This window comes from Glaesserella parasuis, from assembly GCF_002015085.1.
Lineage (GTDB): Bacteria > Pseudomonadota > Gammaproteobacteria > Enterobacterales > Pasteurellaceae > Glaesserella > Glaesserella parasuis.
Genome location: NZ_MUXW01000041.1, coordinates 5,930 through 20,078 on the forward strand (window position 1 = coordinate 5,930; position 14,149 = coordinate 20,078).

Annotated in this window: 14 protein-coding genes and 1 tRNA gene; 11 read left to right on the forward strand and 4 right to left on the reverse strand. The window is 41.1% G+C overall.

What is annotated here, in order from left to right; translation table 11 throughout:
* Nucleotides 1-161: 161 nt before the first annotated feature.
* Nucleotides 162-941, reverse strand: a complete 780-nt coding sequence (locus B0183_RS09480; RefSeq protein WP_071610578.1) for an outer membrane protein assembly factor BamD — start codon at nucleotides 939-941, stop codon at nucleotides 162-164.
* Nucleotides 942-1,077: 136 nt separating this feature from the next.
* On the opposite strand from B0183_RS09480, the gene rluD reads away from it, so the two are divergent.
* Entirely contained in the window at nucleotides 1,078-2,055 is a 978-nt protein-coding gene (gene rluD, locus B0183_RS09485; protein ID WP_021110966.1) for a 23S rRNA pseudouridine(1911/1915/1917) synthase RluD, read from the forward strand.
* 119 nt (nucleotides 2,056-2,174) lie between these two features.
* Here rluD and B0183_RS09490 read toward each other — a convergent pair.
* A tRNA-Ser gene (locus tag B0183_RS09490) sits at nucleotides 2,175-2,264 on the reverse strand.
* Between the two features lie 110 nt (nucleotides 2,265-2,374).
* Nucleotides 2,375-2,686 (reverse strand): BolA family protein, encoded by a 312-nt coding sequence (locus tag B0183_RS09495; protein WP_021112617.1) that lies wholly within the window; start codon nucleotides 2,684-2,686, stop codon nucleotides 2,375-2,377.
* A gap of 83 nt (nucleotides 2,687-2,769) precedes the next feature.
* Here B0183_RS09495 and B0183_RS09500 point away from each other — a divergent pair, with 83 nt between their 5' ends.
* From B0183_RS09500 to ruvX, 4 genes are all read left to right on the forward strand, one after another.
* Nucleotides 2,770-3,357 carry a YajG family lipoprotein gene (locus B0183_RS09500; RefSeq protein ID WP_016527661.1) on the forward strand — a complete coding sequence of 196 codons (588 nt, stop codon included), beginning with the start codon at nucleotides 2,770-2,772 and terminating at the stop codon, nucleotides 3,355-3,357.
* A 221-nt stretch (nucleotides 3,358-3,578) separates the two neighbouring features.
* The gene (rsmE, locus tag B0183_RS09505; protein WP_012622020.1) at nucleotides 3,579-4,313 is read left to right on the forward strand and encodes a 16S rRNA (uracil(1498)-N(3))-methyltransferase; all 735 of its coding nucleotides are present in this window, start codon (nucleotides 3,579-3,581) and stop codon (nucleotides 4,311-4,313) included.
* Complete coding sequence (locus tag B0183_RS09510) at nucleotides 4,314-4,871, forward strand: YqgE/AlgH family protein (RefSeq protein WP_021117520.1); 558 nt, start codon at nucleotides 4,314-4,316, stop codon at nucleotides 4,869-4,871.
* Nucleotides 4,871-5,287 (forward strand): Holliday junction resolvase RuvX, encoded by a 417-nt coding sequence (gene ruvX / locus B0183_RS09515; protein ID WP_021115078.1) that lies wholly within the window; start codon nucleotides 4,871-4,873, stop codon nucleotides 5,285-5,287. The genes B0183_RS09510 and ruvX overlap by 1 nt, the downstream gene beginning before the upstream one ends.
* A gap of 18 nt (nucleotides 5,288-5,305) precedes the next feature.
* Here the strand turns inward: ruvX and B0183_RS09520 are convergent, their stop codons facing one another.
* Complete coding sequence (locus tag B0183_RS09520) at nucleotides 5,306-6,628, reverse strand: anti-phage deoxyguanosine triphosphatase (protein ID WP_021115079.1); 1,323 nt, start codon at nucleotides 6,626-6,628, stop codon at nucleotides 5,306-5,308.
* A gap of 70 nt (nucleotides 6,629-6,698) precedes the next feature.
* Here B0183_RS09520 and rlmD point away from each other — a divergent pair, with 70 nt between their 5' ends.
* The 6 genes from rlmD (at nucleotide 6,699) to B0183_RS09550 (ending at nucleotide 14,147) form a co-directional block, all read left to right on the forward strand.
* Nucleotides 6,699-8,039: a 23S rRNA (uracil(1939)-C(5))-methyltransferase RlmD gene (gene rlmD / locus B0183_RS09525; RefSeq protein ID WP_071610411.1), complete on the forward strand. Its 1,341-nt coding sequence runs from the start codon at nucleotides 6,699-6,701 to the stop codon at nucleotides 8,037-8,039.
* Nucleotides 8,040-8,286: 247 nt separating this feature from the next.
* Entirely contained in the window at nucleotides 8,287-9,882 is a 1,596-nt protein-coding gene (locus B0183_RS09530; protein WP_078208720.1) for an ABC transporter substrate-binding protein, read from the forward strand.
* A 93-nt stretch (nucleotides 9,883-9,975) separates the two neighbouring features.
* The gene (locus tag B0183_RS09535; RefSeq protein ID WP_016527667.1) at nucleotides 9,976-10,980 is read left to right on the forward strand and encodes an ABC transporter permease subunit; all 1,005 of its coding nucleotides are present in this window, start codon (nucleotides 9,976-9,978) and stop codon (nucleotides 10,978-10,980) included.
* A gap of 284 nt (nucleotides 10,981-11,264) precedes the next feature.
* Nucleotides 11,265-12,158, forward strand: coding sequence for an ABC transporter permease subunit (locus tag B0183_RS09540; protein ID WP_005712949.1), 894 nt, complete (start codon nucleotides 11,265-11,267; stop codon nucleotides 12,156-12,158).
* Nucleotides 12,159-12,168: 10 nt separating this feature from the next.
* Nucleotides 12,169-13,152: a dipeptide ABC transporter ATP-binding protein gene (gene dppD / locus B0183_RS09545; protein ID WP_021119184.1), complete on the forward strand. Its 984-nt coding sequence runs from the start codon at nucleotides 12,169-12,171 to the stop codon at nucleotides 13,150-13,152.
* Between the two features lie 14 nt (nucleotides 13,153-13,166).
* Entirely contained in the window at nucleotides 13,167-14,147 is a 981-nt protein-coding gene (locus B0183_RS09550; RefSeq protein WP_021116057.1) for a peptide ABC transporter ATP-binding protein, read from the forward strand.
* The last annotated feature ends 2 nt before the right edge of the window (nucleotides 14,148-14,149 follow it).

Consider the following 14,149-nt stretch of genomic DNA (forward strand, 5'->3'; position numbering starts at 1 on the left):
CATTGTTTTATAAGGGATATTTGATAGGAAAAGAACTCATTTAGTTGAAAAAGTGAAGAAAAGGGAGAAAAGCTAGGTGGTGTGATTGAATTGAGTGCATTTTTATCAAGAGAAGGGCATTTTTAGCCAATGCTATCATATGCCCTAGAAATACCTACGAATTAAAATTGCTCGCCATATTTAGGCTTTTCAATATTTGTAAAGGTTTTATTTTGATTCTCTTTAATCATTTCAGAAATTTTTTGCGCAGAATCTTTAATACCCATCGCTTCAAAAGATGTTTTTAGTAAGGGTAATGCTTGATATGTTGCCTGAGTATCGGGATATAAACGTAGCATTTCATCTACTCGATTAACAACCGCAACATAAGCCTTTCTTTCCATATAGAATTCGGCGATTTTTAGTTCATGTTCAGCGAGGCGGTTTTTCAAATAAATCATCCAGTTTTGAGCATCTGAGGTGTATTGGCTATTTGGGTATTGAAAGGTAATTGTTTGGAAATTACCGTACGCATTTCGAATGTTCTCTATTGCTCTAGAGGCCCTGTTAATTCCGAAGAAATCTTGTATCCAATTATCGCCCAAACGTGCGTAGTTTAATCCTGCAAGGTAGTAAACATAATCCATGCTTGAGCTGTTTGGATGAGTTCTCGCAAAACGTTCTGCAACCTCTAATGCTTTGTAATATTCACCTAATTTATAGTTCGCATAAATCAAACTTAATTGAACTTGCTCATCATAAGCCCCTTGATTTGAGCGTAGATCAACTGCATCTAAATAGCGAATTGCATTGTTATAATCACCACCTTGTAAATATGCTTGTCCTTTGTCATAAAGTTCTTGAGAAGGAATACCCTCAAATTCATCTTTTTTAGAACCTGAACAACCAACAACAAGAAGCCCTGCAAGGACTAAAGAAGCAAGAGAATAAAATTTACGCATAATGATTTACCTATAAAAAGTGTCTGCAAACTGAAAGTTAATGTACAATGCTATTCGACCTAGCATTGTTCGTAAAGTTCGTACGAAAATGCTCATATTCTACAATAAGAAAACATAATTTGGAATTTTATCATTAATGACTCAACAAATAACATTACAAACTGAAGTAACTTCAGATTTATTAGGTGCAAGATTAGATCAAGCGCTCGCTCAACTTTTCCCCGATTATTCTCGTTCACGCATTAAAGTTTGGATCGAAAGTGATCTCGTTTCGGTCAATGGCAAGATTGTGAATAAAGCTCGTGAGAAAGTATTCGGCGGTGAATTAATTGAAATTCAAGCGGAAATTGAAGAAGAAATCCGTTTTGAACCGCAAGATATTCCATTAAATATCGTTTATGAAGATGATGATATTTTAGTGATTAACAAACCTAAAGATTTAGTGGTTCACCCTGGGGCTGGCAATCCAGATGGCACGGTGTTAAATGCTTTATTACACCATTATCCTCAAATTGCAGAAGTGCCTCGAGCTGGGATTGTACATCGTTTGGATAAAGATACCACAGGTTTGATGGTAGTAGCTAAAACTGTTCCTGCTCAAACTCACCTCGTCACTGCTTTGCAAAGACGTGAAATTACTCGTGAATATGAAGCCGTAGCAAGCGGTATTATGACACAAGGAGGCAAAGTTGATGAACCAATGGCTCGCCACCCAACTAAGCGTACCGCAATGGCTGTTCACCCAATGGGAAAACCTGCAGTAACACATTATCGTATTATGGAACGTTTCCGTAATTACAGCCGTTTACGCTTACGCTTAGAAACTGGGCGTACTCACCAAATTCGTGTTCATATGGCACATATTGCCCACCCATTGTTAGGCGATCAATTATATGGCGGTCGTCCTCGTCCACCCAAAGGGGCAAGCGGTGAGTTTTTAGAGGTTTTACGCAATTTTAAACGTCAAGCATTACACGCAACAATGCTTCGCTTGCATCACCCTATCACTGGTGAACTGATGGAATGGCACGCTCCATTACCTGATGATTTTGTTGAATTAATTGAGGCATTAAAAGCGGATTATTTATTGCATAAAGATGAGTTAGATTATTAAATGAGAAAAAAATCCCCAAACCTATGTCTGGGGATAAAACGAAAAAAGTATAAAATACTTAAAATTTAACCAAGGAAATATCTATGAAAACAGTAAGGAATCTCTCTATTTATATTGAATGGCGGTGAGAGGGGGATTCGAACCCCCGATACAGTTTCCCATATACACGCTTTCCAGGCGTGCTCCTTCAACCACTCGGACATCTCACCGAATCAATAAAAAATGTGCATTAAAATGCACATTTGAAAGACGTGCGAACTATACTGATTTTTCATAGTCTAATCAAGTATTTTCTTCAAAAAATAAAATAAATTGTGAATTAATGTCCGTGTCCTAAGCAATTTGTTGATGATGGAACTTCTTCGCCTCGAGCTTTCCATTCTGTTGGGGTGTAAAGATGTAAGGCTAAGGCGTGAACGCCGTTGGCTAATTCTTCTGCAAGGCAGGCATAAATAGCTTGGTGGCGAGCAACAGGACGTTTGTTTTCAAAGAGTTCACTAACCATTGTCACTTTAAAATGTGACTCTGAGCCTCGTCCAGAGCTATGGCGATGGCTCTCGTTTTCAATATAAAGCGTCACTGGGTTAAATTGTGTTTGTAATTTTTCGACAATAGTTTGTTCAACAGACATTTTTTATCCTTTTGGTTTGGAAATTTGGGTGGAATAATACTATACTTTGCATTAATTTTAATTGAGATTATCAAGGATCCTATATGAAATTTAATAAAAAAACATTTTTAGTTGCCACTACGCTTGCAACCGCATTATTAGCAGGCTGTCAATCTCAGTCAAATACACTGACGTTCACTACACCAGCACCGACCGCAATGTTTAATACTCATAATCAAACAGCGTTAGTGAATGTGAGTACACAAGATTTGCGTACATCGGCTGAAGTAGCAAGCTATACCAGTGCTGGCAATGTTAATCGTTTAAGTGCTGTGCCAACGGTGACACAGTTATACCAACAAGCAATGCAACAAAATCTGAACAGCAAAGGTTTTACTGTAGTTTCTGGTGCTGGAAATGCGAATGTGATTGTGAATATTCGTCAATTTTTTGCTAATGTGGAACAAGGAAATGTTCGCTATAAAGTAACCGCTAATGTTGGTGTAGAGGTTGTTGTTCAAGGTGCGAGAGGTCATTTTGCGAAAAACTTTAATACCTCCCGTTCTTATGAAGGGGCGTTTGGTGCAAATAATAATGAAATTCATAAGGTGTTAGGTCAAGCGTATAGTGAGTCTATTCAGGCAATCTATAACGATAATGAAATTAGTAACGCTATTCATCAATTTAAGTAACAATGTAGAAGCGGTAAGATTGAGATAATCTTTTGGAGATTATCCGTATTATGTAGCAAAAATAGTAGGGAGGCCAGGCTTGGCGTCCATTCTCTAAATTTGCAAACAATCTATAATCAACGGGTATTCGGCGTTCATTGTATAAAAAAGCTTGTATATTTATTACATAATACTGCCTGCTTACCTTTAGGATAAAACCTACCCACATTTCAATAGCAATAATGAGAATACCAAGAATTTACCACCCAGAAGCCCTTGCTGGCAAAAGCCACTGTATCTTGAGTGAAGATGCCTTTAACCACGTTGGGCGTGTTTTGCGTATGGGCGAGGGGGCTGAACTTGTTTTATTTGATGGCTCTAACCATATTTTTAATGCGATCATTGATAACGTATCCAAAAAGCAGATCAGCGTAAAAATCCAAAATAGCCAACTGGACGATAGAGAGTCGCCGTTACCTATCCATTTAGGGCAAGTGATTTCCCGTGGAGATCGAATGGAGTTTACCATTCAAAAATCGGTTGAATTGGGGGTAACTACCATTACACCATTATGGTCAGAACGCTGTGGTGTAAAATTAGATGGCGAGCGTCAAGATAAAAAAATCCAACAATGGCAAAAAATTGCAATATCGGCTTGTGAGCAATGTGGACGGAACATTATTCCTGAAATTCGCCCGATAATGAAGCTGACCGATTGGTGCCAAGAACAAGATGGAATGCTCAAACTAAATCTTCACCCTCGTGCTAAATACAGTTTGAAATCGTTACCGAATATACCCAAAGAGGGCGTACGTTTGTTGATTGGTTCGGAAGGTGGGCTTTCTTCTGAAGAGATTGCAATGACAGAAGCGGAGAATTTTACGGAAGTTTTACTTGGAAAACGTATTTTACGCACAGAAACGGCTTCACTTGCCACGATCACGGCATTACAAATGCTTTATGGAGATCTCAGCTAAATGATGAATTTACAAGGACAATTTTTGATTGCCACGCTTGATATGAATGATGACTATTTTGATCGTGCGGTGATCTACATTTGTGAACATAATGAACACGGGGCAATGGGCATAATGATCAACTCACCGACAGATCTGTCCGTGATGGAATTGCTCGCCAAAATGGATTTTTTAATGGCAAATGAACGCAATTACACCAAAGATCAGCTGGTTCTCAGTGGTGGACCTGTGGGGCAAGAGCGTGGTTTTATTTTGCATACCGCAACCGATCAGCTCTTTTTACATAGCTATCCAACCGCTGATGATTTAATGCTTACCACATCGGGGGATATTTTAGACACCTTTGGACGACAAGATGCCCCCGCTGATTTTATCGTCTGCTTAGGCTGTTGCACTTGGAAGGCCGATCAGCTTGAGCAAGAAATTGCACGCAATTACTGGGTAACTGCCCCTGCGTCCCATAAAATTCTTTTTGAAACAGGTTATTTAGATCGTTGGAGCGAAGCGAATGCATTACTGGGTATCGAAGGCATTTTAGCTAAAGCAGGGAGAGCCTAATGAGCCAAACTGTGCTTGCCTTTGATTTTGGAACAAACAGTATTGGCTGTGCCGTTGGACAAAGTATTACGGGCACGGCACAGGGTTTGTCTGCGTTTAAAGCTCAAGATGGCATACCGAATTGGGAGCAGATTGGCAAAGTGATTGCACAATGGCAACCAGATCTCTTAGTTGTCGGCTTACCGCTTAATATGGACGGTACGGAGCAACCGCTCACGCAAAGAGCCAAAAAGTTTGCCAAGCGCCTAAACGGACGCTTTAATTTGCCCGTTGAATTACAAGATGAACGCTTAACCACCGTAGAAGCAAAATCAGAAATTTTTGCCAGAGGCGGTTTTAAAGCTCTCAAAAAAGGCAAAGTCGATGCGATTTCCGCTTGTTTAATTTTAGAAAGTTGGTTTGAACAGCAATCATAAAATATAGCAGTTTTGAATCTATAAACTTTGATACAACTTAAACGCTTGCCCATCAGACATACTCGCAAGGTAGTCACAAATCACTCTTGGACGTTGCTGTTCATCTGCTTGTATCCAACGTTCCGCCACAGATTTAGGCAGTAAGCGGGTTGGATCGCAACTTAGCATATCAAACAGATCCATTAAAATTCGCTGACCTTTATATTCCACCCGTTGCGTTTTGACATCACAAATAACATATTGATAGACAAAGGTTTTTAGTACATCTAACACCGCTTGTACTTCCGTTGGTAATATCGCATTAAAACGCAGTAGTGGCTCTTCAAACGCTGCTGTTTCTGCCCATTTTACATTTGTCACAAAATAATTGACTAGCGCTCCAATAACATCTTTGCGTTCGTAGCGGTGAGTTGAGAACAATTTTTTGCTGATGTCAGGTAACATTTTTTGAATCCAAGCTGATTTACATTGAGAGAAGGCTTGTTCCGCATTTTGCCACGATTGCGGCGTGACCATTCCGCCAACAATCGCATCTTCTAAGTCGTGAACCCCATAAGCAATATCATCAGCCAGCTCCATAATACTGCAATCTAAGGATTTATAACGGGTTTTGTGGGGGAATTGTGGATCTTGGCTTATTTCAATTTGTTGAAATAACTCTCTATCTGTAACGGAAAGCGGTTCAAGTACCCAGTCAAAAAAGTGAGCGTCTGCACGGAAAATCCCCTTGCTTGTTTTTAGATCGTGCAAGTTGATATAACGGCTATTTGGAATGGCTTTTGGGCTTTGTGGCTGAGTTAAATCAATAAAGGTAGGATATTTGATGATACCCAACAAGGTGCGACGCGTCAGATTCATTCCTGCATTTTGGGTATAAGGCTCAAGCTGAGTGACAATGCGAAAGGACTGAGCATTTCCTTCAAAACCACCAAAATCCTGCATTTTATAATTCAATGCCATTTCACCGCCGTGCCCAAAAGGGGGATGACCAATGTCGTGAGCAAAGCATAGGGATTCCGTCAAACTACGAGAAGGCAATAAAGCGGTGGGATCTTCACTGAATTTTGCAAATTTTGAATTGGAACAGACAGCTTGAAAGCCTTGCCTATCTTCCGCCAATTTTGCTCTTAAGCTACTGCCAATTTGGGCAACCTCTAAAGAGTGGGTTAAGCGTGTGCGATAAAAATCATCTTCGCCCACTGCGTGAATTTGTGTTTTAGCTTGTAAGCAACGAAAGGCTTCCGAGTGTAAAATGCGTCCCCGATCTCGTTGGAAAGGGGAACGGTGATCTTGTTCGCGTTGTTTGTCTGCAATAAAACGTGATGTCCAAGCTGAATCCATTTTATTTTCCTCCTTAGTCACAGTTTAGGCTATAATAGCGGATAATTCTTTTTGTTTAAACCTTATTCAAATGGCACTTTTTTATTCTGATAATTCCGCAAAAAAATCCGCAAAACCGACCGCTTTACAGATCTTTCATATCCAATCTTTAGACTATCAAGGATTAGGCGTGGCGAAAGTCAATGGCAAAACGTGGTTTATTGAAAATGCGTTGCCGAATGAAAAGGTGGAAGCCAAGATTATTGAAGATAAACGCCAATATGGACGAGCGACAGCGGTACGATTTCTACAAAAATCCGCAGATCGCCAAACGCCATTTTGTTCAATCTATAGACAATGCGGTGGCTGTCAAATGCAACATATTCCACTGGCTTTACAGCGAGAAACCAAGCAACAGACGCTTTTTAACCGTTTACAGAAACTTCAAGCAGAGCCTATCGCATTTGAGCCAATGCTTATAGGACAAGGTATAAACTACCGCCGTAGAGCAAAGCTGAGTATGGTGGTTCAAAAAAATACCTTAGTGGTCGGCTTTCGCCAAGCGAATACGCAAGAGATTATCCCTCTAAATCATTGTGATATTCTTGAGCCTGAACTTAATACGCTTTTACCCAAATTACAGCAACTTTTTGCCAGTTGGAAAAATAAAAAACAGTTAGGGCATATTGAGCTGGTTCAGGCGGATAATGGGGTGGCATTGCTGTTACGCCATATCGGCGAACTTCATTCACAAGATAGTGATAAATTACAACGCTTTGCGGAACAAGAAGATCTTTTGTTATTCGTGATGACGGATAAAGATCAGATTAGTCAGTGGCGTGGTGAAGTTCCGTATTATCAAATCAACGGCTTAACGCTTCACTTTTCGATCCGTGATTTTACTCAAATCAACCGAGAAATGAACAAGCAAATGGTGAACAAAGCGATAGCGTGGCTCGATCTGCAACCGACGGATCGTGTGCTTGATCTCTTCTGCGGAATGGGGAATTTTACCTTGCCTATCGCACCGCTTGTTGAAGAAGTGGTTGGTATAGAAGGGGTTGAGCCGATGGTTGCACAAGCCAAACAGAATGCTCAAACAAATCAGATTAACAATGCGAAGTTCTACCAAACGGATCTGGATAAACCTTTTGTGGATCAGCCTTGGGCGAAAGCACATTTTAACAAAGTACTACTAGACCCAGCACGCAACGGGGCTTACTTCGCCTTAGATCATCTTTGCGAGTTACAACCAGAGCGGATCGTGTATGTTTCTTGCAATCCAGCCACCTTAGTCCGAGATGCTGAAAAACTGATTGCAAAAGGATACCGTTTAAGCCAATCCGCAATGATTGATATGTTTCCCCATACGGCACATTTGGAGTCGATTTCGTTGTTTGAAAGAAGAACAAAGAATAGGTTCTCTAATTAATGAATTCCTATGTAGACTTAAGTTATAATGTTCTTACTTTTGTCGCAGCCAAAGTAAACTATTTTTCATATATGGTTAAAATAGAGGAGATGTTAGATACAAACCCAGAACATTTTTTTAACAAAAAAGCGATTTTTTAATAAAAAAAAGTATTGCATTTCATAAAAAAACTTATATATTCCATTCTGTCAGGTAAAAATTAACCCTTCAAACACAACAAAAAACAACTATCACTTGGAGTGAAATAATGAAAAAATTAACACAACTCTCTTTATTAGCATTAGCAGTGGCTTCTGGGTCTGCAATGGCTGCACCAAAAACCTTTGTTTACTGCTTGGAAGCATCACCTTCTTATTTTAGCCCAGCATTAGGTACTGATGGTGCAACACTAGATGCAAGTGGCCGTACCATTTTTAATAAATTAACCGATTTTAAAGAAGGTGAAACCACTGTTGTTCCATCTTTAGCGGAAAAATGGGACGTTTCTGCGGACGGTAAAACTTACACATTCCACCTGCGTAAGGGGGTGAAATTCCATACTACCAAAGATTTTAAACCAAGCCGTGATTTTAATGCAGATGATGTACTTTTCTCATTTCATCGTCAATTAGATGCAAATCACCCATATCACAAAGTTTCGGGCGGTAACTACGAATATTTCGTTGGTATGGATATGCAAAATATCATTGATAAAGTGGAAAAAGTTGATGACTACACGGTTAAAATTAGCTTAAAAGTGCCTAATTCACCGTTCTTAGCAAATCTTGCGATGGACTTTGCTTCTATCTACTCGGCAGAGTATGCTGATAAGATGTTAGCAGCAAAAACCCCTGAGAAATTAGATAGCAATCCAGTGGGTACAGGTCCGTTCCAATTTGTGGATTATCAAAAAGACTCAACCGTTCGTTATAAAGCCTTTGATGATTACTGGGCAGGTAAAGCGAAAATTGATCGCTTAGTGTTCTCTATTACGCCAGATGCGTCTGTACGTTTAGCGAAATTACAAAAAGGCGAATGTCACGCAATGCCTTATCCAAACCCTGCGGATATTGCGAAATTAAAAGCAGATCCAAACATTGAAGTGTTAGAAAAACCGGGCTTAAACGTGGGTTATTTAGCGTTAAATATGACTAAAGCGCCGTTGGATAACCAAAAAGTACGTCAAGCGTTGAACCACGCAATTAATAAACAAGCGATTATCGAGTCCGTGTATCAAGGCTTCGGCCAAGTAGCTAAAAACCCATTACCACCAACAATGTGGAGCTATAATGACGATGTGAAAGATTATGACTATAATCCTGAAAAAGCGAAAGCCTTGTTAAAAGAAGCTGGCTTTGAAAATGGCTTTGAAACAGAATTATGGGCAATGCCAGTTTCTCGTCCATATAACCCAAATGCACGTCGTATGGCGGAAATTATTCAAGATGATTGGAAAAAAGTTGGCGTAAATGCGAAAATCGTCAGCTACGAATGGGGTGAGTACTTAAAACGTTTACGCAATGGCGAAGCTTCTACTTCAATGATCGGTTGGACGGGCGATAATGGTGACCCTGATAACTTCTTAAATACGCTATTAAGCTGTTCTGCATTAGAAGCTGGCTCTAACTATGCGAAATTCTGTTATAAACCGTTTAACGATTTAGTGGTTCAAGCGGCTCAAGAAACAGATCAAGCAAAACGTACTGAGCTTTATAAACAAGCTCAAGTGATTTTCAAAGAACAAGCACCGTGGGTCACTATCGCCCACTCAACAACGTACTTCCCAGTACGCAAAGAAGTGAAAGGTTATGTGGTTAGCCCGTTCGGTTTACATAACTTCTACCAAGTAGATTTAGAGAAATAAGGCAACATTGTAGGGTGGGTCTTGACCCACCTTTTAGTTTAGTTATGGTGGGTCAAGACCCACCCTACAAATTGAAAAACGCTGAGATATTTAATGTTTCAATTTATTCTTAAACGTCTTTTAATGGTTATCCCAACCTTTATTGCGATAACCTTGATTACCTTTGCTCTTGTGCATTTAATCCCTGGCGATCCGATTGAGATCCGAATGGGTGAACGTGGTTTAACGCCCGAAGTTCACGCACAGATGATGGCACAGCTTGGTTTAGATCTTCCGTTACACGAACAGTATTTTAACTATATCAAGGGTGTGTTTCAGGGGGATTTAGGTAATTCGTTTCGTAATAACGAACCTGTGCTGAAAGAATTTTTTACCCTTTTCCCAGCAACAGTAGAGTTAGCATTTTTTGCTCTGTTGTGGTCGTTGGTTGCTGGTATTTTATTTGGCGTGATTGCGGCGGTGAAGAAAGAATCTTGGCTTTCCCACGCTATTTCGTCGATCTCTTTAACAGGTTATTCAATGCCAATCTTCTGGTGGGGCTTAATTTTAATTCTTTATTTTTCAACGCCATTGGGCTTGCCTGCCTCAGGGCGTTTACCTGCAGAATACTGGATCGAAGCTGAAACAGGCTTTATGTTGATTGATACTTGGAATTCTGACGAACCAGGTGCGTTTGTAGCAGCGATTAAATCGTTGATTTTACCTGCGATTGTTCTTGGTACTATTCCATTAGCCATTATTACTCGTATGACCCGTTCTTCGATGTTGGAAGTGTTGGGTGAAGATTATATCCGCACCGCCAAAGCGAAAGGGTTAAACACAACGCGTATTGTGATTATCCACGCCTTGCGTAATGCGTTAATTCCTGTGGTAACGGTGGTTGGTTTAATTGTGGGACAACTATTATCAGGGGCAGTTTTAACCGAAAACATTTTCTCTTGGCCAGGGATCGGGAAATGGATTATTGATGCGATCAATTCGCGTGACTACCCTGTGCTACAAGGTTCAGTGTTGATTATTGCTACCTTGATTATTTTAGTGAATTTAACCGTAGATTTGATTTACGGCGTGGTTAATCCTCGGATTAGACATACTTAAAAAAATCCCTCCCCTAATAATCCCTTCCCCCGTTTACGGGAGGACAAATGCGATAGCATTTGAGCGTTGGCTTCGCCAACGACCCGAAGGGTGAGCGAAGCGAATAACGTGCCGAAGGCGGAAGGGGGGATTACAAACAGAGTTTGCAAGATTTTTATAAAATTAAACCGCTTGTAGTTGCCCTTACGGGCAATCCCCCCTCCCTAACCCTCCCCCGTGAACGGGGGAGGGGAAATAATATAGGGGGAAATATATAAAAATAGATTTATTTGTTGGAGTAATAAATGTCTTCTCAAGTAGAAACAACCTCACCAGCCCCACTAACACCTTTACAAGAGTTTTGGCTCTATTTTCGCCAAAATAAAGGGGCGGTGGTTGGTTTAACTTTTATTGTGATTGTTGGGCTTGCCTGCATTTTTGCAGAATTTGTTGCCCCTTTCGATCCGATTACACAAAACCGCAGTGCATTGTTATTGCCACCTGCGTGGTTTGAAGGCGGTAATTCTGCCTATTTACTCGGCACGGACGACATCGGGCGTGATATTCTTTCTCGTATTATTTATGGGGCAAGATTATCAATCTTTATCGGTCTGTTGATCGTCGTGATGTCCTGTATTCTAGGGGTGATTTTAGGTTTGTTAGCGGGTTATTACGGCGGCACTATTGATATCGTGATTATGCGTTTTGTCGATATTATGCTCGCAATTCCAAGCCTATTATTAACCATCGGTGTCGTGACTATTCTTGGTCCCTCGCTACTGAACGCAGCGATTGCAATTGCTGTGGTGTCTATTCCAAGCTATGTGCGTTTAACCCGAGCTTCTGTGCTAAGCGAAAAAAATCGTGATTATGTGACCGCTTCTCGTGTGGCTGGGGCTGGTGTATGGCGTTTGATGTTTATTGTAATTTTGCCAAACTGTTTAGCGCCACTGATTGTTCAGATGACAATGGGGATCTCTAATGCGATTTTAGAGCTTGCGGCACTTGGCTTCTTGGGGATCGGCGCACAACCACCGACACCAGAACTCGGCACAATGCTTGCCGAATCTCGTGGCTTTATGCAATCGGCAAACTGGTTGGTGACAATCCCAGGTTTAGCGATTTTATCTCTCGTGCTTGCCTTTAACTTAATGGGTGACGGCTTGCGTGATGCACTTGATCCAAAATTAAAACAGTAAGGGGAACGAAATGGCATTATTAAAAGTAGATGAACTTTCGGTTCACTTTGGCGATAAAAAAGCCCCGTTTAGAGCGGTGGATCGAGTAAGTTATGAAGTCAATGAAAGCGAAGTGCTAGGCATTGTGGGCGAGTCAGGTTCGGGTAAATCGGTCAGTTCCCTTGCAATTATGGGGCTTATTGATTTCCCTGGGCGTGTAATGGCAAATTCGTTACGTTTCAACGGACATAATCTGCTTGATTTAAAACCAAAAGAGAAGCAGAAAATTGTCGGCGCTGATGTAGCGATGATTTTCCAAGATGCAATGACAAGCCTCAACCCAAGTTACACTGTGGGTTATCAAATTATGGAAGCCCTGAAGGTTCATCAAGGCGGTTCAAAAGCGTGGCGAAAAGAGCGTGCAATTGAATTATTGACGATGGTTGGCATTCCTGATCCAACATCTCGTTTAGATGTCTATCCGCACCAACTTTCAGGCGGTATGAGCCAACGTGTGATGATCGCCATGGCGATTGCTTGCAATCCGAAATTATTGATTGCTGACGAGCCGACAACGGCGTTAGATGTAACCATTCAAGCACAAATTATTGATTTATTGCTTGAGTTGCAACGCAAAGAAAATATGGCATTGATTTTGATCACTCACGATTTAGCCTTAGTCGCCGAGTCGGCTCACCGTATTATCGTGATGTATGCAGGGCAAGTGGTAGAAGAAGGCAAGTCTGAACAAATTTTCAAATCACCGCTTCACCCTTATACCCAAGCGTTATTAAAAGCGTTGCCTGAGTTTGCAGAAGGTAAATCTCGCTTGCAATCACTACCAGGTGTCGTGCCAGGTAAATATGACCGTCCGCAAGGTTGCTTGCTCAACCCACGCTGTCCGTATGCAACGGATTTATGCCGACAAAAAGAGCCAGAACTACGCACAGTAAACGGCAGACAGGTGAAATGCCATACGCCGTTGAATGAGAGTGGATTGCCACAACCAATTTAGTAAGATAGATAAATATGCAAAACAATACCCAAAACCCACCACTTCTCAATGCGGTGGATCTCAAAAAATACTACCCTGTAAAAAAGGGAATGTTTAGCAAGCCGAAACTAGTAAAAGCGGTGGACGGTGTTTCTTTTACCCTTGAACGTGGCAAAACCCTTGCCGTGGTGGGTGAATCGGGCTGTGGCAAATCAACCTTAGGACGTATGCTGACAATGATTGAGCCACCAACAGAAGGGGAATTGTTCTATAACGGACAAAATTTCTTAGTCAGCGATACGGAAACAGAAAAATTACGTCGTAAGAAAATCCAGATCGTATTCCAAAACCCTTATGCGTCACTTAATCCACGCAAAAAAGTAGGGGCAATTTTAGAAGAGCCTTTGCTTATTAACACCGAATTATCTGCACAAGAGCGTAAAGCTCAAGTGTTGGAAATGATGGCGAAGGTTGGTTTAAAACCTGAATTTTACGACCGCTATCCGCATATGTTCTCAGGCGGACAACGCCAACGTATTGCGATTGCCCGTGGTTTGATGTTGAAACCTGATATTGTAGTTGCCGATGAACCTGTGTCAGCCCTTGACGTATCCGTCCGTGCACAAGTGTTAAACTTGATGATGGATTTACAAGAAGAGCTTGGGTTGTCTTATGTGTTTATCTCTCACGATTTATCGGTGGTAGAACATATTGCTGATGAAGTGATGGTGATGTATTTAGGACGTTGCGTAGAACAAGGCAATACCAAAGAGATTTTCGGCAACCCACGCCACCCTTACACTCAAGCCTTGTTATCAGCAACACCTCGTCTGGAAGCAGAACATCGCCGTGAACGAATTAAACTCACTGGCGAATTACCAAGTCCGCTTAATCCACCAAAAGGCTGTGCGTTCCACGCCCGTTGTCGTTTGGCGACAGAGCGTTGTAAACAAGAACGCCCTGAGCTAAAAAACTATGAAAACAGCACGAAGATAGCTTGTTTTATGGTGGAGTAAGA